General features: G+C 47.2%; 17 protein-coding genes. All 17 read right to left on the bottom strand.

The window, feature by feature from the left end:
• Window positions 1-39: 39 nt before the first annotated feature.
• Complete coding sequence (locus SBO83_RS03975; RefSeq protein WP_396130516.1) at window positions 40-1,404, bottom strand: VasL domain-containing protein; 1,365 nt, start codon at window positions 1,402-1,404, stop codon at window positions 40-42.
• A gap of 33 nt (window positions 1,405-1,437) precedes the next feature.
• Window positions 1,438-1,872 (bottom strand): type VI secretion system baseplate subunit TssE, encoded by a 435-nt coding sequence (tssE, locus tag SBO83_RS03980; RefSeq protein ID WP_396130517.1) that lies wholly within the window; start codon window positions 1,870-1,872, stop codon window positions 1,438-1,440.
• The gene (gene tssJ, locus SBO83_RS03985) at window positions 1,872-2,411 is read right to left on the bottom strand and encodes a type VI secretion system lipoprotein TssJ (protein WP_396130518.1); all 540 of its coding nucleotides are present in this window, start codon (window positions 2,409-2,411) and stop codon (window positions 1,872-1,874) included. Before tssJ ends, tssE begins: the two co-directional genes overlap by 1 nt.
• Complete coding sequence (gene tssG / locus SBO83_RS03990; protein ID WP_396130519.1) at window positions 2,383-3,459, bottom strand: type VI secretion system baseplate subunit TssG; 1,077 nt, start codon at window positions 3,457-3,459, stop codon at window positions 2,383-2,385. The genes tssJ and tssG overlap by 29 nt, the downstream gene beginning before the upstream one ends.
• Window positions 3,423-5,186, bottom strand: coding sequence for a type VI secretion system baseplate subunit TssF (gene tssF / locus SBO83_RS03995; protein WP_396130520.1), 1,764 nt, complete (start codon window positions 5,184-5,186; stop codon window positions 3,423-3,425). The genes tssG and tssF overlap by 37 nt, the downstream gene beginning before the upstream one ends.
• Window positions 5,187-5,267: 81 nt before the next feature.
• Window positions 5,268-5,723: a hypothetical protein gene (locus SBO83_RS04000; RefSeq protein WP_396130521.1), complete on the bottom strand. Its 456-nt coding sequence runs from the start codon at window positions 5,721-5,723 to the stop codon at window positions 5,268-5,270.
• A complete protein-coding gene (locus SBO83_RS04005; protein ID WP_396130522.1) occupies window positions 5,720-6,757 on the bottom strand; it encodes a polymorphic toxin type 44 domain-containing protein in 1,038 nt (345 codons plus the stop codon). The genes SBO83_RS04000 and SBO83_RS04005 overlap by 4 nt, the downstream gene beginning before the upstream one ends.
• Window positions 6,758-6,777: 20 nt before the next feature.
• The gene (gene tssA / locus SBO83_RS04010; protein WP_396130523.1) at window positions 6,778-8,373 is read right to left on the bottom strand and encodes a type VI secretion system protein TssA; all 1,596 of its coding nucleotides are present in this window, start codon (window positions 8,371-8,373) and stop codon (window positions 6,778-6,780) included.
• Window positions 8,374-8,411: 38 nt separating this feature from the next.
• Window positions 8,412-11,828 carry an ImcF-related family protein gene (locus SBO83_RS04015; protein WP_396130524.1) on the bottom strand — a complete coding sequence of 1,139 codons (3,417 nt, stop codon included), beginning with the start codon at window positions 11,826-11,828 and terminating at the stop codon, window positions 8,412-8,414.
• On the bottom strand, window positions 11,825-12,946 hold the full coding sequence (locus tag SBO83_RS04020; protein WP_396130525.1) for a hypothetical protein: 1,122 nt from the start codon (window positions 12,944-12,946) through the stop codon (window positions 11,825-11,827). The genes SBO83_RS04015 and SBO83_RS04020 overlap by 4 nt, the downstream gene beginning before the upstream one ends.
• 284 nt (window positions 12,947-13,230) lie before the next feature.
• Window positions 13,231-13,866 carry a hypothetical protein gene (locus SBO83_RS04025; RefSeq protein ID WP_396130526.1) on the bottom strand — a complete coding sequence of 212 codons (636 nt, stop codon included), beginning with the start codon at window positions 13,864-13,866 and terminating at the stop codon, window positions 13,231-13,233.
• Between the two features lie 165 nt (window positions 13,867-14,031).
• On the bottom strand, window positions 14,032-14,514 hold the full coding sequence (locus tag SBO83_RS04030; RefSeq protein ID WP_396130527.1) for a hypothetical protein: 483 nt from the start codon (window positions 14,512-14,514) through the stop codon (window positions 14,032-14,034).
• 205 nt (window positions 14,515-14,719) lie between these two features.
• Window positions 14,720-15,487 (bottom strand): hypothetical protein, encoded by a 768-nt coding sequence (locus SBO83_RS04035; protein ID WP_396130528.1) that lies wholly within the window; start codon window positions 15,485-15,487, stop codon window positions 14,720-14,722.
• 79 nt (window positions 15,488-15,566) lie between these two features.
• Window positions 15,567-15,926 carry a hypothetical protein gene (locus SBO83_RS04040; RefSeq protein ID WP_396130529.1) on the bottom strand — a complete coding sequence of 120 codons (360 nt, stop codon included), beginning with the start codon at window positions 15,924-15,926 and terminating at the stop codon, window positions 15,567-15,569.
• Window positions 15,927-16,138: 212 nt separating this feature from the next.
• Entirely contained in the window at window positions 16,139-16,618 is a 480-nt protein-coding gene (locus SBO83_RS04045; RefSeq protein WP_396130530.1) for an XAC2610-related protein, read from the bottom strand.
• 281 nt (window positions 16,619-16,899) lie between these two features.
• Window positions 16,900-17,532 (bottom strand): hypothetical protein, encoded by a 633-nt coding sequence (locus SBO83_RS04050; protein ID WP_396130531.1) that lies wholly within the window; start codon window positions 17,530-17,532, stop codon window positions 16,900-16,902.
• Window positions 17,533-17,536: 4 nt separating this feature from the next.
• Window positions 17,537-19,789 carry a hydroxyethylthiazole kinase gene (locus tag SBO83_RS04055; protein ID WP_396130532.1) on the bottom strand — a complete coding sequence of 751 codons (2,253 nt, stop codon included), beginning with the start codon at window positions 19,787-19,789 and terminating at the stop codon, window positions 17,537-17,539.
• Window positions 19,790-19,791 lie beyond the last annotated feature (2 nt).

Below are 19,791 nucleotides of genomic sequence, written 5' to 3' on the forward strand. Positions count from 1 at the left end.
GCCTGAGATGGGCGGCTTTTTTGTGGCTTCGAGTCAGGCTCAGTTGGCTTTTGAGCTGTCATTTAGTGGTGCCAACAAGACATACCGACTCAGCAGCTGAACAAACTGGTTATCCAGCTGCTTCACCAGCTGTGGCGGCACTTGATCATTCTGCTGGCGCGCTGCGGCCAGTTTTCGCAGCGACTCCTCCACCGGCGGCGCGGCGTTCAGCGCCTGCTGGACGGCGAATACCGAGGATTTGAGCTGCGAGACGGTCATGTATTTCCCGCGCTGCTCGTCTAGACCGTTTAACTTATCGGCAAGTTGCTGAAGCTGGATACTGGCCGAGTGCCAGCCGTTTAGGCTGTCTAGCGGCGCGGCGTTGGCATTCAGCTGTTGATTCCAGCTTTTTGCGAGCTCGATGGCCGCTGGATCCGTGGGCCACAGGGCTTGTGCCTGCTCGGCCAGCCGCGTGCCGCTATCCAACGCCCAGCGCGGTGAAAGTCTGGCAAGCTGCTCGGTCTGGCGCTGGGTGCTGGCGATAAACGTCGGCGCGGCTTTATTCAGCTGCTCGGCGTATTGGATCTTCAGCGCGGCCAGCTCCTGCGAACTCACCGGCTGTGGCAAAACGGGCAAAGTCGCTGCCAGCTGTTGGTTAACCGGAGAATGTTTAAAGGTCTTGATGCTCGCCGAGATGCCGCTGGCAACTATCACCGTGACCAACACGCCCGCCACAAACCCTTTCCACTGGATAGGGGGTTTAGCCTCAGCGGGGGCAATCACTACCCGGGGCGTGGCCGGTTCGGCCTGTGCCACATACACCCAGTGCCGATCCTGATCGATGGGCATTTCGGTTGCAGCAACCTCTGCCGACGGGGGCAGCACCACGGCGCTCACGCTGGTGTCCTGACTGTTTTCCAGCCGCACCGCGGCGTTTTGCAGCAGCCGACTCAGAGTCTGCAACTGGCTGAGATGTTTCAGCTCAAGGCGCTGAAGTTGCTCGCAAAGTGAGTTGATGAGCTTTTCTGCCTGATAAATCTGCGCCAGGTCGCGGTATTCCAACGTGATACAGCGCAGAGCCTGCTGCAACCTCTGGCTGAGGCCGTTGAGGATCTCGATGCGCGCATGCACCGCCTGCGGCCACAGCCCCGACCATTGATGAGACAGCAGGGCTTCAAGAATAGCCAACCCCTCGATCAAACCAGATAAACCGGCCAGCTGCACTCGCGCTTGGGTATACCAAGAGGCGGTTTGCAGCTCGATTCCGTTTTGCTGGAACAGATTGAGGCACAGCTGTTCGACCTTATGCCAGTTCACTTCTGGCCGTGCCGGATGGGTTAATTTGCCGAGTTCTTCACGGATAACGCGATAATCAGCGAGCTGACGGGGATCGCCACCCGTGCGTAGCTGGCGCTCAATAGACATTGATCGATTCCTTTCAGACGTGTCGTAGGGGGGTTAGAGATACTGCTGCTGTTTTAAATGGCGGATCAGCACCCGGCCTTCGGGCATAAAAGCCGTGCCGAAATGCACCAGACCGAATTCTTTCAGCTCGGCGTCAATGCCGTATTCCAACTGGCCCGGCGTGGATTGCGGCAGCAGAAGCACTTTGATTTTTTTTAGCCGCGGCTCATATTTCAACAAGGTGTGCGAAAGCGTGGTCAACAGCGAGTGCGCGGTGCCGGGCATCCCTTGCAGGATTTTGCTCATGTCCGGCAACCCGTAGTCCGGCAAATGGCTCAGCGTCCCCGCGCGACAGTTGAGAATACGCTGCATATTGTCGAGTACCGAGAGGATCACCTGATCCTGCTCGCTGACCTGATGCAGATTAATCCCGCCGGCAAAGTTGCCGAGCAGCATTTCGTAGAGTGAGGGCGAGTGACTTTGCGACATCACTTTTTCTCCTCGCGCAGCGTCAGGTTATTGTTACCCAGCTCAATGACGCGAGGGGAATCGGGATCGAGCTCTTCGCGATTGATCAGCAGCCGCCAGTGGTCTTTATTCATATCCGGATGGCGGAATAGGCCGACGATGGCGACAAACTTGGCATCTTTTTCCATTGGCATGTCTAGTGACACCGAGGTTCCCGGCTTCACCACTAGGCTGCGAGTCGCCAGAAGCTCCTCTTTCAGCGCGTCTTCGCCATCTTCGGCGAGCTGTTGATAAACCGTTTTCTGGAAGGTTTTGTCGTCGCGCAGCTGGTAGACCCGCACCATCACCGGCTCAGAGGCGGAATTCTGTTCGTTATCATCGGTATTCAAGGCCTCACGGGCGGTAAAATCAAGATGTAGAACTTTTATCTGCTTATAGAATATCGATTTAGTGGCAGCAACGGTGCCATCCGTTACGGTTTGAGTCAGCCCGCAGCCGCTCAATAATAGGGCCAAGACGGGGAGTCCGATTTTACTTTTCCAAACGGTATTTAATAACACGCTGTGTTCCTTCTTGATGCGAGTGAGCAGCCATGCCGCTGTAGTGGCCCAGCTCCACGGTAAAATAGTCAGGTATGTCTTGAGTTGTCGCTTCATCATCAAGCCCAAGCACGCCGGTGAGCCCAAGCCGAATGGGCATATCACCCAATACGGGAGTCGGAAGCAGCCGGGTGGGCACGGTCAGTTGAATGTGTGCTTTGTAGCGCCAGCCGAGATAAACACGCAACAGCACCAGAAAATCGGCATAAATTGAGCCATCAGGAAGCCACTCTTTGGCTTCATCTCTGTCTTCAGTGTGCAGTGAGATAAGCAATTGGCTGTTGGCATCAGTGGCTTCATCCCCTAACAGGGTGGAGCCGTCGAGCCAGTCAGCGCCGTCGTCGGCAAATGCCATCGGTGACGCAATACGTACAGTACGCAGGCAGTGGGGTGTGACCTCTGCCCGCGTTTCAGGAGCCAGTAATCGCACCAGCGCCTGCACGCCTTCAGCCGTTCTGCCCGGCTGGCGCATCACGCCGAGCAGCGCCAAAAATCTCGACGTCGGCGTAGCAAAATGCTGCTGCGAGCCGGGAATTCCCATACCAATCAGGCCCAATAGATTCTGCGAAATACTGTCTTTGCCGCCCGCCTCATAGGTCGCCGGATAGGAGTATTTGCGCCAGATGCGATAAAACTGAGTCATGACGCGATGGTTGAAAATATCGAGGAATCCCGCCAGCGCCTCGTGACCTTCGCGCTGCTGGGTGATGTCGTCGATATAGGATGTTGGCAGTGGGGAATCTACGCCATACAGCCCCATAAAGGTGGTGCGTACCGTCGGCAATCCGTCGGCATCGGTTTCCAGCGCCTTGAGTTCGCTGACAGGAAAACCCATTCCCGGATGGGGCCGAAAACGCACCGGATCGTCCGCTGGGTTGGCGGTACTTCCCAGTTTTGGCATGCCGGGTTGTTCGAGCAACTGGCAAAATCGGAAGAAATTAATCTTGCCGATATCCCGTTCCAGCCTGGCACTTAGTCGGGAAGGCGGGTTTTGTGATTCTCTTCCCATTCAAGTCGTTCTCCGGTGGGTTGCAGTATGAGGGTCAGGCGGTTAAAGAGATGAATATCGGTATACAGTGCGAAGAAGCGGCTAAGCATTTCGCCAAACAGGCAAATATCACCTGTACCGGCGAATCCGTTGCTGTCGAGGGTGATTTCAATGTGCACGCCGCGCAGCAAATACCCCCGTTCAAAACGCTCAATTTCGCTGTGTTTGACGTCGGCAATGGCATCCAGACGGCGGCGGTTCATCTCGCTTTCCGTCCAGTCATACAGGGCGAGCGTGCCGCGCAGCACTTCGGCACTGTCCATCATCCACAGGAAGCTGCTGCCCAGATGGCTGAGCACCCGCCAGTGAAAACGATCGCGGTTTGGCGGGTAACAGGGCATCGACGGCACGGACAGGTTGCGCACCCGCACGTTGGCGCCGGTAGATTTAACGACGGTATCCAGCACCGTGCTCTGTAAGGATTTGCGCGGCAGTTGGCCGTTGGTGCCCGTCAGGCTAAGGGAGAGATTTTCATTTTCCGGCACCGTGTGGTTGTCAAAAGCTTCTCCACCGAGAACCAGCCAAGTGTCATGCAGGCCCGAAGGACCGCGTTTCACCTTTGTGTGGTAGTAATACTCCGGCGCGTCGTGGCGCAGCATGCCCCCTTTGTGGCGGAAGCTGGTGAAAGGCACGTACACCTGATAACCCGAGTGCTTCGACGAAATAACCGAGTCCACCGAGTAGATTTCGGTATAGCCATCCTGCACCCGCATTGGGCGCAGCAGGTATTCCGTCTGCAAGGAGGAGAGGGTGAGAGGATCCGACTCCAGTGAGAACAAATTGATCACCGGCACGCAGTGCAGGCGCAGGTGTTTTTCTGAGAAAGAGAAGTCGTGTTCCCAGCGTTTTTCCAGCACGACGTCAATCTCGAACCATGGGAGGGTGTCCGGCAGTGTCACCGATTCCAGCCCTTTTAGGGTGACGAACATAAACTTTTCGCGGAAAGTGAAGTACTCCAGCAAGAGCTGATAGCCGCTGAACGCGGTGTCACCTTTCGGCCACAGCTGGTCTTGTTCAGCAAAACCTTGCGGGGCAAAGAAGCCGTCTAACAGCTGGCGGTCGGTCTGGCCCGGTAGGTGGATCCACAGCTTGGCCGTATTTAACGTCAACGCTTCATGCAGGGCGCAGGCCAGCGGGGCGTCGGCATCAAGATAGATCGGCAAATGCTTGAGACTAATTTTGCTCCAGTCAGCCAATTCTCCGCAGTTAAAACGCAAGCGAATCACCGAGCGACCGTCCGGCTCGCTGTCCAGCGCGGCGCGCTGTAGCGAGATCGGCAGCAGCTCGATGTCCTGAGTCGTGGTATAGCGGCAGCGCGTTGCGCGTTCACCAATCGGGCGCGACAAAACTTCGAACCCTTTGTGCATCGTCATCCGCTCTTTCATTTCCCGCCAGTCTGGGGTGAATTCCACGATCGACAGGGAAGGGATGGTGCGCAAGTAGTGCGGCCAAAGCAGGCTGACCAGCCCTTCGGTAAGTTCCGGCAGGTCATCATCAAGCTTTTCACGCAGGCGGCCCATCAGGAAAGCAAAGCCTTCAAACAGGCGTTCAACATAGGGGTCGCGAGCCCCGACTTTATCCAGATTCAATCCGGCAGCGCGGTCAGGGTGCGCACGAGCAAATTCTTCGCCCGCTTCGCGCAGGTAGCGCATTTCGGCGTCAAAATAACGCAGGGTTAAGTCGTCCATGGGATCTCAATGATAAAGAGTGGTGATTTGGGGGGGTAATCTTTGAGTTGGTAGTTGCAAAGATTTAAATATTAATCAGAATCAGTCAGTTATTGGAGTGAGACGTTTAATACATATATGGCTATGTTCATTTTTTAAAGTGTAGTTATCATTACTTATCGTTAAGGAATAACTACAGTTCCCTTTTGTCGCTTTTATGAAAAACCATTTATGGCCCACTTTGGTATTGTTTTTTTCAGGAGGCATAGTTCTCCAGCCAATGTCTATTTCTTTATTTCTATGTAGTAAAGTGCTGAAAGAGGGCGCTATGCTTATCTCTTCCTGAGGATTTAAAATCCTTACTTTTTTTAGCTGGTCTACTTCCTCTATGGACGGTTCGTCTTCGGAAACAACTCTTTCCATAACATAAACACGGACGATCTCGTTTGTGTTGTTTTTTATTATAATTCGTGGCTTTAACTTATAAGCCAATGTAATTATAATTAGCAGGGCTAATATAGTTGTGATGATTTTTCTTCTTTTTATGATGCTAATCATTTAGTTTCCCCTAACGAGCCATTACTAGAGATTTTTATGCACCAATGTTCATCTCTCGACTCCGTAAGAACATTGTCACTTTCAGATTCTAATGCATTTAGGATATCTTGAGCTGTCAGCTCTTCTGCGTATTTTCCAAATTCTTTAAATAGAGAAAACCCTATGTTCATACAAGCAATATCGTCAATTGGATCTTTTACCGAATCAATGCTGGTTCTAATTTGTTCCATGTTTGAGCCTGCAAGTAAAGTTTCAACTGAAAACCCAGTGCTTAACCCTACATAACCATAATGTATATTAGACCAGACATCATAGAAGTAATCGTGATTTTTGTATTTGTGATAATGGCTCTTTGAGATTTGGCGGCTTTTTAATTGACGCTCTACAGCTACCTCACTAAATTTGGATTTTATTAAATGCTTATGATCCCAAATCGATCCTGTTTTTACTGCTTGAAACCAAATTGCCATCGCAGTAACCGGTGAAAGTTGCGGTGGTGGATTCAATTTATTATACCAAGGACTATTTTCCCATTCTTTCATACTTTCGTTATAAGTTTCTTTGTCTATAAGGTACCTAATCTGTTCCGCAGTCTGACTTTTTACATTCTTTTTAATTTCATTAACAATATATTCGGCAACAACTAAGGCGCCATCTGTGTGCGTACAGATTATTTTATTTTTTGGCGAGTTAGCTTGGTTATTGTTGTCGGCGGATTCACTTGCTTGAGTACTTGGTTTAGAAGAATCAGAAGGAGTTAAATCATACGTATCATCCACCATTGACGGAATAAACTCTGCTTCGCAAGGACAGCTGCTTTTGCTGTGCAGGGTGCCAGCAAAATTTCGGCCGTGGATCTTATCCCCGGGAATATGGCCGATAATATAGTAAGTGCCGGGGTGTTTGCCGCAGGTTACGCGATCTTCCTCGCGAGCCACGGCTCTGCCGAACAGTGTGTGGGTTGTATCGCCTTCAATGATGATACCGCCACAGGTGGTTTCATCTTCCACCACCAAGTAATAACCTTTTGCCATAAATAATCCCTTATTAAGTGTTAACCACACAACACCGCAGCCCTTGCCGGGTCTAACGCTATTAGCCCGCTGAGCAAGGTTTCCATATCGCTGTGCAGGCGAAGTTTGTCGCTGTCACTGCGCTGCGCCTTCATACGCAGTAACTTGAGGCGTCGGGCTTTAACCTCAAAAACCAATCCCGGCTCCCAGTGGTTTAGGGTGAGGGATGAGCCGCCGCTATCCAGATCCGCCAGCAGGTGGAGCGCCATGTCGTTCTTGCCATATTGCTCGGTCACGCGGGCCATCACCAGCCGTAACAACCATTGATGGCGTGGGGTGGTGACTCCCGGACGTGCTTGCAACCAGAGGATCGCAGTTTCCACGCCGTCACTGTCGGCCTGTGCCAGCGCCTCGCTTTCAAGCTGAAGAATATCGTCCTCGCCGGAGGTGACGGCAGCGGCGGGTTCATTGCCCCAGCCAGTAACCGATTCCAACACCTGCTGATTAATCCAATCTTGAGTGACTTCATCCGCAAAGGGCGTGCCGTCGCTCCAGCACAGGCTTTCCAGCCCGGTGAGTCGGGTCAGCAGCAGGCGCAAATCCTGAGTAATACAGCTGGTCCAGCTGTCGAAGGGCGCTCCCGCCTTGCTAAGTGCCTGATGCAAATACCACTGTACGTCGAGCCAGAAGTGGTTAACGCCTTCGGCAAACATCGACTCTGCCTGTTCCAGCAGTTCTATCCAGCTCTGTTGCAGGTAAAGACGCTTGAGCTGCGCGCGATACTCCGGGCGCGGCGGCAGTAAGCGAGTACGGCCACTGGCGTCCAGTGGAGGAAGCTCATGAACCGTATCCCAACGCACGCTCTTGATCAGATGATGGCCCGAGAGCCACCCCTGAGGCTGGTCGCGCAGGTATTTTGCCAGCGTCTTTGCCTGATCCAGCAAGTCGCGGCCGGACTGCACTGGTCGCAGTGAGGGGGACGCGCTGACGGATTCCGTCGAGGGGCTTGAAGAGCCGCTATTTTGCGGCACCACGGCATGCATCCCGCCAGACTGCGCGAGGCGATTTTCCAGCACGGCGTAGAGCGCGCCGAACTGTGGGCGACTCGCTTCAGGCCATGTGCTTACGCCATGTTCGATAAGTGTCAGGGCCGCCACGATGCGGGAAAAATCGGCTTTATCGACCTCGGGATAGAGTGAAAGGCTGTCCAGCATGCGCGACCCTGCAAGCCATTCGAGCGCCGTTTTTCTGCTGGTGGCGCGCTGCGGGTGCAGCATCTCACCAAAATCCCCGATAAGTCCTGTCAACAGGGAGAGACCATCGGCAAAGCCGGCTTCGCCATCGCGATGCAGGCGCGCCCAGATGTAATAGGTGGCGACCCGTACATCCTTGCAATAGGCGGTGAGCAATTTCTCCGACAGCTCGTAGATGAGCGTGGTATTGGCCCCCGAGAGCTTATTCACCTCTTCGCGCATTTGCTGGAAGTCGTCGTCGTAGCACGGATCTTCACCGGCAGGCAGATCCGCTGAGATCGGTTTTAACCAGTTATTCCAGAGTGCGGCCTGCTCAGTTGCCAATTGCAAGAGTGATGAAGACTCGGCGCTGCAAGCCTCTTGCAGCGTGATTAATGTGGTCATTACGGGTCCTGTTGAATTTTAAGCGAGAGGGGCGGAGATCACTCTTGGGCTATGGCATCGGCATCAAATGGCTTTTCAGCCGCAGCTTGCGTCTCTGACGTCAGGAAGATTTTTGTCGGCAGCGTGAAGTTGCGCAGCTGCAACAGTCCCAGCGGGCCTTTGCCGAGCTCGGTGCGCAATATCCACTGGAGCGGCTGTTTATCGGTGGTTGTGAAGGTGAGCTGATAGCGCCCCTCATCAAGCTTTTGCTGTTTTGCCTGTTCCAGCCAACGAATCAATCCCCAGGTTCCCTGATAATCGCCGTATAAACGGGCACCTGCATTCACGCTGGTCCAAGTCAGCATGGTGCCCGGTTTGTAGGTATCGCCCGGCCAGCGGAAGCTCTGCCAACTCTCCATTTGGTTGAAATAGGTGAGTTTTTGGCCGTCAATCGACAGGTTGGTTTCCACCACATTAGGCACCGGGCGGGCGAGCAGCTCGAAGCGCATACCCTGACTGCCATCAGTAAACAGGATGTCGGAAATCTGGCTGAGTTGATTAATCGCCTCGAGAAACGCTGGGTTAAAAGTCAACCCCTGACTGTTGACTCTATCCGGCACCCAGCGAGTCCCTTCTTTATGCAGCACGCCACTCAGTTCGCGGGTCAGGAAGCTGTCGATACGGCCACTGTCTTTGCGAATAAATTCGGCCAACATCGGCAGTGACGCATCACTCTTACTGATGGCGAACGGATAACGCCCGTCAAACGCTGATTTCCAATTGGCGACAATAGCTTTTTTCCACTGATCGTTGAGGCTGGCGGAAGAGGGCTGCAGCACCGTTTCCCAAGCCTGAGTCAAGGGCTGAACAAACATCGACTGCCCAAAACCGCTCCACTCTTCCCCCAGACTCGCCGCGATTAGGCTGCCATACTCTTGGGTGTCGGTCAGATCGACGCTTTTGCCTTGGAATACCGTCTGCGCCAGTACCTGTGTCATCTCCTGTGGGTCAGAGGCATTGGCAACCTGCTGAAGTTTAAGACGGACGCGAGTCACGCGGGTCAGCAGCGTTTGCAGGCTGAGCGAACTGTCGGAAGGCATCATATTCTGTGCACTGCCTTTGCCCATCAAGGCGAGCAGGGGACCAAAGGTTTCATCCAGAGGCCCGACCGGGCCATGGGCCTGTTGGTCGATGGCTGGCTGCGCATCTTTGTTGATCAAGGCTTTCGCCGATTTCACCAGAGAGTCCGACAACGCCTGATCTTTTTGCCCGGTCTGCCCCTGCCACGCCAGCGTGTTCATTAAGGCAATCAATGGCGACTGGCGCACGTCGCTCATCAGGGTGAGCTGGTCAATAACATCAGATAAATTATGAGCGTCGTTCCAATGAAGACTGTTGAGGAAGTTCAACCAACTGCCTGCAAAATCAGTGAAATAGCGTTCTGTCAGGCGTTTTTTCAGGGCTTCAGGTGAGATTTCATCAGCAACTGACCGACGGTTATCACTCAGCACCCAGTCAATCTCTTCGCGGCGCGACGCCACGGCTTTATCAATCGCCTGCTGGATTTGCTCGTCCCAGGCTTTGCGCGTGAACATGCCTGGCACGCTTTCATCAGTGTGGAACAGGCGCTGGGCATCGGTATCGCCCGCCATATCAGTCAGCGTCATATCCGCATAGTTGCGGCGTACCGACAGCAGCATATTTTCGTATAGCGTGCTTTCGGCATTGCGCTGGCCGATTTCTCCTAGCAGTACCTGACGCGCCTGAGTGACCAGACTGCTATCGACGTTGATTTTCCAACTTGGCTGAGTGGGTAAGTTGGAAGCATAAAACTGCCATAAATCAGGCGCCAGGCTCTGCCATAGGCCGGAAGAGACGCCTGCACGGCGCGGCTCAGTGAATTTCATGACTTGCGCGTAAAACTGGCCTTCGGCTTTTTCCGGTCTCGCCATCATCAAATAGGCTTTTAATTGGTCGTAGCCTGATTTCGCCAGCACAGCGCGTTTCGGGCTGTTCGCCGGAAGGTTGGCCAGCACGCTCAGTTTCTGCTGCAAGCTGTCCGCAGCGGCATCGCGTATCAGGCGATTATTGGCCTGACGATACCAAGGGAGTAGGGCATCAAGCAGTGCCGCATTTTGGTCTAAGCCAAAACGCTGATACCAAGGTGCGCCGTGCTCAATACGGGTTTGTAAGCGTCCGATATCGTTGCGCAGGGCTTGCAAAGCAATAAGTTGCGCATCAGATACAGGCAGCGGCTTCGCCAGATTCTGCGCCAGTTCGCTGGCCGAGACCATTTGATGGCGGTTGACTGCGAACGACATTAGGCTTCCCGCACCCCAAAGCATAATCAGCGCCAGCAGGCTGTAACACAGGGTTTGCTCCCAAGGCAGGCCAACGCGTTGTCCACGCGCTGCGCGACAATCCTCTAAAACCCCTTGCCAAGTCACGGGGGGCGACCACGTTTTTTCATGGACACCGGCAGAGGTGGCCGATGATACCGGCTGGCTGAACATTAAGCCGCGTAAAGGGATGCGTTTGCCATAGCTGGCGAGCCACGGGGTGAGTATTTTCCCCCAATGCGCGGCGGTGCTGCTCTCCAGTGATTGAGCAAGGCGCAGCAGGAAGTCATGTTGCTGATCGACAAATACCTGCTGTAAACCCTGCTCGCGCAGCTGCGGTGTTAAGGATTTAAGTTGAGACTGAATCGACTCGGATGACATTTTTGCAGGGAAAATGGCTCCTATCGATTGTTCCGTGCGCGAGAGACCCTCAGCTTTCCCTGCAACCACCTGCCAGAGATAAACCGCAGGCTGATAGCGCAGCGTATCGCCGATTTTTTCCAAAGATCGCAGGCTGTCATCGACCCACTGAGCGTTTCGGCTTTGCGTATCAGCCATCGCCCAGACGATGCCGTCTAAGGGCCGAGTGCGGCGCAGCTTGCGCCACGCAGTCAGACGCGAGTGATCGCCTTCTTCATGCAGGCTGCCACCAAAAATGAGCAACGTGCGCTGACCTTCAAGCCAGCCCTGAGTTGCCAGAGTAGGCGCCAGCGCGGCAACCTGTTCGGCTTCGCCCATCACCATCAGCAAACGAACTTTATTGCGCCAGAACAGGCCGTAGCGAAGGCGCAGATGGCGCTTCAGAAACACCATTTTGTTCAGAGATTTATCTTTCGCTACTTTTTCAGGCTTAGGAACATCATCCCCTTGGGCTTGTTGACGAATTTCATCAAAATGCTTTTTTCCCGAAAGGCGCGTACCGGCATAGGTTAACAACGCGCAACAGCTCAGAACGCCAGTTCCTACCATCAACCCTGTCAGCCAGCGATCCTGCTGCGGCGTGTCTGGCATTAACCCAACCTGTTCTGGGTGCTGCCAGACTAGCCAGCAAAGTAGCGCGCCGGTGAGTAAAAATACCAAGGCAATAATCCAGAACCAGACTTCTGGTTTTTTAATCGGTAAGGCAATGCGCTTCACGTTATGTTCTCCTTGTGAGAAGCATTGGGAGAGACGGCACAACTCCAGACACTTTCGCTGCCTTGTTCGCCGCTAAAAATAAAATGTGGTGCTGGGGAATAACTCATCGACTTGGCAGCAACGGCAATGGCTAGCCAAGGGGCTGCGAGTGCCGTATCTCCAAGAAAACTGTCTATATGGTGCATGTCACTTTGTTGCTCAAGGCCGGTAAATGGCAGCGCAGTTTTGACTTTGAGGATCGCTCTGTAAGCATCGCTTTTAGCCGATATTCCTGTTAACCACAGGTGCTGCACTTTATCGATGCTCATAGGTACCCAGTCTGCAGCCTGCACAGCAGTGGCGCGTAACATTTCATCATTCGCTTCCGAAAGTTCTGGCCGATGAAGCAGAGCAAGGGGTAACAAATCCTTTTGTGTCAGCCGGTTGCCGAGTAACACTCCGACCACGGCTTCTGCGCTGAACAGGGTTACATCAGGTGCGATATGCACTGCGACGACCAGCAGCAAATCTTCATCTTGGATATGGTTATCCAGCCAGTTGTCGATCACCCTAAGCCCGCTCCCCCGAAGAAAATGCGTAGGCGGAGGAAACGCTCTCTTTTCCCAGGCATTCAGCCAGATCTCTTTGACCTGTGCTTCAGGTATTGAAGAGGTGGATTCGAGTAAAACAGCGATAGGATGATCTGGCCGGATAAAGGCAAACGTATCGACGAAACTTTCCAAAAGCTCAGCAAAGGCAGCGGCTATTCGTTCTTGAGGTTCAAGGTCATTTGAAGCGGGCAACTTACTGTGCCGGATGGTATTTTCTTTTTTCCAGCTAGTTTGCGGTGTTAACATTTGCTGATTACGAAGCATAGCTTCGGTGCAGTCAGTAAATTCTGCATTGGCTATATGCGCCGTGCTGAAAGTCGCTGCCAAAATTTGTAATGCGCGACTTCCCCGCTGTACTTCCTGCAAAATCACCTGCTCTCGGCGTTTATCCCAAGCATTAGCTTTTATTTGATGGATCATATAAACGGCCATTCGAATTCCCATTAATACCAGCCAAAAAATGACGGGAATCCCCATGGCAAACCACCAGAAAGTGGCATCGCCCACCAATTTCCCTAATAATCGCATCAGTAATATTCCTGTCGCGACAAGGCATACCAACGCAGCTAACCAGCGCAATGGCTTGGGCGGAGTAGGACGTAGATAGGGGGCAGGTATGTTATTTAGGTTTACTGGCATTTTGGTGTCCTGATTAGACAGGTTTTTAGTTAATTGAATTTATTCAGGTGGTGAGTTGGTATTAGTTTCGTCTTAGTATTGCTTTTGCTAAAAACTGAGAGCAAGTGTGTCGCTCTTTTTTCTGTTTTTACCTCGTGTTTTTTTGCTTGTAAGTAGCTTTTGTCATATTGTATTTATCGATTATTTTCTTTATCAACTACTTCTTGTTCGGCGATAACACCACTATTTGACATAGTCACATTTCCATCTTCATAAGTGAATTCCGATTTGTCTTCAAACATCATTTTTGATTTTTCTTCTCCCCATGTAATATTTATTAGCAGGGAGTTTAATACGGGTGGGTAAAATGAATTGGATAATATATTTTTACGAAACAGATCAATGACTCTAAATTTATGACAGCGAAATTTCACATTCTCTGAAATGCAATCTGTGGAGTCATAGGAAATTATTAATTTTTCAATTAGTTTTGATTTTCCTTTTTTGTGAGGAAGATCATAGTATGAAAATGCTTCATTTACATCACTGGATTTTATAGTTGTAATTAATTCATTATTCAAATATATCCCTACAATATCTTTTCCAATAACAGCTGATGTTAACTTGCCTTTTATGGTTTCACAGCCAACTGCGTCCAATTTGCAGCTTAATTCCGCTTTTGTATTAAATGTCGTAATTGCTAATAATAGAATTAATAAATGATGTTTTAACATATTGCCACATTTTAGTTTATTGAATGCATCAAATAGGTTGGTGTCATTATTTTTCTTTGATGGATTCTGGGTGGTAATATAATTAAGTGGCAGCATTGAAGTTTGCAAAATTACTTGGCCATTGTCTGTTTTTATTTATACGGCGTTATACCCCCCCTAAGGGGGAAATATCTTTGTTGGGCTTCTCATGCTCGTGGTGTTTATATTGACATATCCTGATAATGCCTATTTTTTAATATTTGCATGTAATAAATTGAAATATTATTTTATCAGGGATGACAGGTATACTTTATTGTAATCGCTAAATAAAGATGGGTTGCCTCTACCAGTAAATATGAAATTTACCTTTTGTGGTAATTTTATTTCCGCCTGAAAACACTGCTCAGAATGGTATCCAGCATCATCTTTATACTTACATGAAACTACAGCACTCATTCCAGTAAATTTTGAGTTGGTGTTTATATTTGCTAAAACAGGAATGCCGTCAGTTATTGCCTCCCACTTTCGGTCATCATTCATGGTAAAGTAATCACTTTCTTCATTTGATATATTTCTACATAGTTTAAGGTAATCGGATGCATATACATGTTCCGCCCTAATGATTAAACAGTTGTTGTTTTTTTTGACATTCCATTTCTCAGGGATATTTATTGTGGCCTCGTCTAGAGATGTTGATTTGGGATGATCTTCGCTAAAGCAAGGAGTTGTAAAGGAAAACAGAAATAATATTATTATTTTTTTCACTTATTCATCTCCAACAATAGAATATACATTCTGAGTTGATTGATACCTGTTTTTAAAAGATAGTTGATGCCATTGCTTATTACGTTGCTAAACTATATTAAGTTGTTGTGGGAATTTTCTGGGTTTGATTTTTCTTAAGCAAGAGTCGTTGAGGATGCACTTAATGCAATATAAATATTTAAAAGAATTTTTAATAAATTAAATGTTATTTTATGGGAGCAAGTTTGCCACCTAATTCATTTAGGGATTGTTTCCCAGAAAACAGTTCCCGGCATTTACTATCAATCACTGATGCATCTTTATCCGAAGGGAAAATCACTTTCTTTCTTGTTGCTATATCCCATACTCCAGGGAATGAATCAATAGAACAATCTAAATCGTTAGGCGAAACAAATCTGCCATTTGGCGATATTTTTCCTAAATAAAGAGTGTTGCCTGGGGAAAATGTGTCATCAGTATTTTTTACGGAGTCACTCCAAAATCCCTTATCTGAAAAAATATTTTTTGTTCCATTAAAATTAGAAACTATCGCTTGGTATGATCTGAAGTGAGCATCAACTACCACCAACGCTAGAACCAACTTCTTTTCAAAGTTCATGTCTATAATGGTGGATATTTCTTGATCAAAATACGGAGTAGAATAAACACTAATAGCATTTCCGTTACAATTCTTCACGTCTTCAGTTTCAAGATATTTATTACCGGACGCTATAAGTACTCCCACATGATCGCTTGTTAATGATATTTCCCCGGCCCCAGTTAGCATTGAATTATCCCAATTAGCGATTTCACAAGAATGATCTATACCAGATTTTTTATTATGAACCGTAATGTAGCCGACTTTATCCTTATTCAACCTCACAATGATATCATCAAATTCTACGGAGTTATAATATGCGCCCCAACAATTTGAATTTGGGGTCATAGCAGTAAGTAGTATCCAAAAGAAAGAATTAATTTTATATTTGGTCATTTTTAGTTAAATATACATTATTTGTGGCTAATATTTATATCAGTTAGAGAGCCGTTATTCACATTGCAATCAATTGAATTTATAATTTTTCCATTTTTTTCACATCTAGCCATGCTGTTGATTCGTGATCTTCACTTACTCTGTTTAAACTTTCATTAATCGTATAGCTATAGGTTCCATTTTTAAACTCAATAGAACTATCTAGTCCAGACCCTACTAGTGTTTCTTGTTTTATATTTAATTTTTGCGATTTTCTCTTAATCATAATGTCTGGTTTTGAATTCGTTTTGCCGAAATTGTAAGTAATGTCATCTCCATCTTGATAAAGTGATACGGCTTTATTGTTTGAGGTCAGACATTCAAATACCATTTCCTGTGCATAAACGTTAATGGTAATCATCCCACTAAAAAAGATTAGGAAGTATATTAATTTGTTCATTTCTCTCCTAAGTTGATTTGATCCCGGGATTTCAAGCACGAAGGCACGATTATCATTAGGGAATTTCATTTCCGTAAGTACAGAGATAGCGCCTCCACAGACACAACAACGAGTATCAAAGCCGTTTAACCCTCGGTAATGAGTATAATTAATACGACTAGATAGATAGAAAAGTCGGATATGCAATTTACTAGAGTGATGTATATGCGTAATTATTTAATCATTATATTTCTTTTTACAGTGATGCATTTTTTAACTTGGTTGTCGTCGAAATATGAGCTAATTAATTCTTTTTTTTGGTTATCAACTCTGACATCAATATAATCATCTCCACAAGGTGAATGTATCTCATTAAAGTCATTTTTTTTATCTGTAAAAATAAACATTCTGAATATTTTATATGTTCCCATGCCTTCGTCCATGTGCCAGATAGAAAAATCTTTCTTTCCGTCAAAATTAAAATCATCAATCAACATGTTTATTTTTCTTTCTGAGTCGACATGAATGATTTTTTCTTGTATTAATCTGGTTTTTTCGAAGATTTTATATTTTACTTTATAGTCTCCTTCTTGCCCTACTGCTGTGATCTCCGCATTGTATTTTTTAGATATGTTGAATTCTATTGTATTTGATGAGAAAGCGTTAAAAGATACAAGGGAAGAAATAAAGAAAATAATTTTTGAATGTATCATATCATTATCTCGCGGAACTTAAGTTGACTTGTACAGTGGATTTTCCCGTGGGTGGTGTAATTACTATTTATGCTAATTCAGTATGTATCCTAGGTTTTTTACTATATGTCTTGTGTTTTTACTATCATATTATGTTAATTTTAAATGTTTTTGACATGCAAGGAATGATTTACATCATAAAGTCAAAGCAGTTATCATCGTTGGTTGATTGAATTCTGCATGTATCCATGACACAAATGATGCTAGATGTCATATCATTTAGCTACTATATTAATTAAGTGCTATTGATTTTTGTCAAAGGAAATGCTATTTAATAGTTTCAATGCATCTTGAGAAAAGATAAATTCCCAACTGCTTTTAACGCTCTCACCAGAGCCACAGAGTGCATTATTATTATGAATTAAACAAAAGTAAAATCCTTCAACATTACTGCCATCTTTTAATTTCTTCATGCTATTTATGGCCATGAATCCACTAGAGTTTTTACTCTTTATTTTAATTAGCTCTAAGTGATTAGCTTTCCCTTTTTTTTTGTAATTATCATCTGGCACAGACTTCCAATCTTTGCTTTTGTAATCATATATAATTTTGTTGTCAGTACTACTTTCATCAATGCCATTATCATTAGTATGCTGAGTATCATATCCAGCCTCAAAAGCTTCTCCAGAATACAGGCAGTACCATTCTGAAATAGGAGATTTTTTTTTGAAATACTCATCATCTGACAGTGCGGGATAAACATAGTCTTTGAAGTGTACGTTGCAAGCATCAAAATTTGATGATGCTGAAATATCAGCATTGGAATTTGATGACAAACTCCTAATCACTGAAGGTGGTTTATCTTGTTGTGATGAAGTTGTATCTAATGCGAGTGTGTTAAAGCTTAAGAAAAGAGTTAGATATGCTAGTCTCATGCTATTACTTCCTATGAATATATCCTTCAGGGAATAAAATTGTTAAATTTCCGGAAGTGTCGGGGAATTTATCTTCGGATAAAATGGCCAATGCAACTCCATATGCACAACACCGTGCATCAAAACCATTTAGTGAAGAGCTATAAAGGTTATTTATCCTGCCCGGTAAATTAACTGCCGCGCTAGCTTTCCAAAACGATGGGCTACGATAATAATGCTTCGTTCCACTATTAGAATTAACTGAAACTCTTTCAAGAATATGCTCCATGTCTGCATATTTTGCCATCTTATTTTTAACCCAATAAAATCCTGCACTATCTGCGGCTGATATGTTAGATGAATTATTCTCACTAACTCTCTCTCTCAACTTGATAATCTCAGAAGGTAATGTAGGAAACTGACGGTCTTGTAATGTTACATTAGATCTTTCAGCGGTAGGTTGAGCAGCGATTAAAGCATATGCATTTACAAGGCTATTTTTTAGAGATGTATTTACAAATACCCCTGTATGTTCAAAGTAGTTAAGGTAATTTTCAGGATTAGTTAGTTGAAGAAAGCCACGTCCATACCATGGTGCATACCATAAATTACCTCCGTTCCCTTCATGAAGAGTGGTTAGCCACTGGGTTTCTTGTACTGCATTACCTAAAAAACATGAGATCCGATAAGGCGTATTTATGCAATATTTTCTCATCATATTGTTGAGGTTATTGATATGACTAACCAGTATTGAACCTGGATTTTTTAAACGACTATTTATTGCTTCCCACGCATATCTGTTTTTGCCTGTTTTTCTCACTGCGCTACTTGGAACTGTTTGCGTTATTTCAGATAAGCTCAACCACCCGCACTTCCTAAAATGCTCAATAAACCCGCGTGGATCAAAATGCCATACTTTCCCTGAACCCAAGGCACCTGAATCAAAACACAGGGCCTCTGCGTGTTGCTTGAATCTGTCATAGTCCTTTTCATTCATCAGAACACGATCCTTCGATTCATTTGTTCCCGATATCTGCCATATTGCCGTTTTTTCTGGTGTACATTGCTCCCATGGCAGACCAGTCATTAGCCATTTATACCGGGCATCAATAGTGCTTTTTTCCCACTCAAACGGCATACAGCAGATAAGTTTGCGGCTTTGTGCTGCATACCTGTCTTCCTCCCTGAGCTTCCTTATTGCTGCTGAATTGCACTGGCTATGCGTGTCTTTATCATCATCAACCAGCTGCCAGCCTGTCCAGTGGGGGAAATCCGCATCGCTGAACTTTTTAACGGCTGCCACGGCAAGGTTCACCACACCTTGTCCACCAGGGTAATTTACTGTCATCCAGAGGGGGGCTGTAGCAGGAACCAAGGTTTCATGCTCGGTGTTAATAATCCGCCCAAAACGTAGAAGTTCATAGCCGGCACTCGGACTTTGCGGGTAGCGTGAAGTAGCTGTTTTATAGAGGTTATACTCATAGTCCTTGCCATCGGCATTGACCAAAGGAGAGCCAACTGTTTCAAAAGCATCTTCTGCATTGGCGCATGCCTGCCGCGTAATCATCGTGCATGCTCCTTTACAGAAGCTCATGCTTGCATACAGTGGCACTTCGCTAGTATGGATTTCATTCAAGTTTGTTGTGATATCGGTATTAGCCGAGGGGCGAGACTCATAAAATTTAGTGCCTGCTGGCAGATAAAAATGAATATCGCCATAGATAACATCCGTTCTTCCATTTTCATCAATATTCAACTTGCCGGTAGCTCTACCAACCAATTTACTTATGTTGGCGTCATCGCAGAAAATCTGAAAATGAAATTCATTTTTGCCATCAGTCATTCCAGATGAGCCAATAGGGGCTTTACGATAGATTTTCGAGCCCGTGTGAATCTCTGCTTCCAGATGCTTCAAGTGTATGTATAAAGAGTAAAAAACAATCTTTCCGTCTTCACCTGAACCTATTTCAGTCTCATGTTTTAATAAAACATACCCATCATCCGTTCCTCTGATAGGCGAATATTTCAGCGGGAATTGATCTCTTTTCCAAGGCTTTGATGGGACACGAAACGACTCAACAGTACCGTCAGCTATAGCCCTGACTTTATTCGGCACTGCGCCTGAGTCAGTGTGTGAAATATGGATCCCACCATGCCATGAATCCGATGCATTAAGAGGATACCCTCTACTGGAACTAACAGGCATCATCGCATCAACCCAGCCAGCATCAGACTGGCTTGCATCTCTATTTCTCAGAAATGGAGGACTGATAATCATGT

The sequence above is a fragment of the Ewingella allii genome, assembly GCF_044430645.1.
GTDB lineage: Bacteria > Pseudomonadota > Gammaproteobacteria > Enterobacterales > Enterobacteriaceae > Ewingella > Ewingella allii.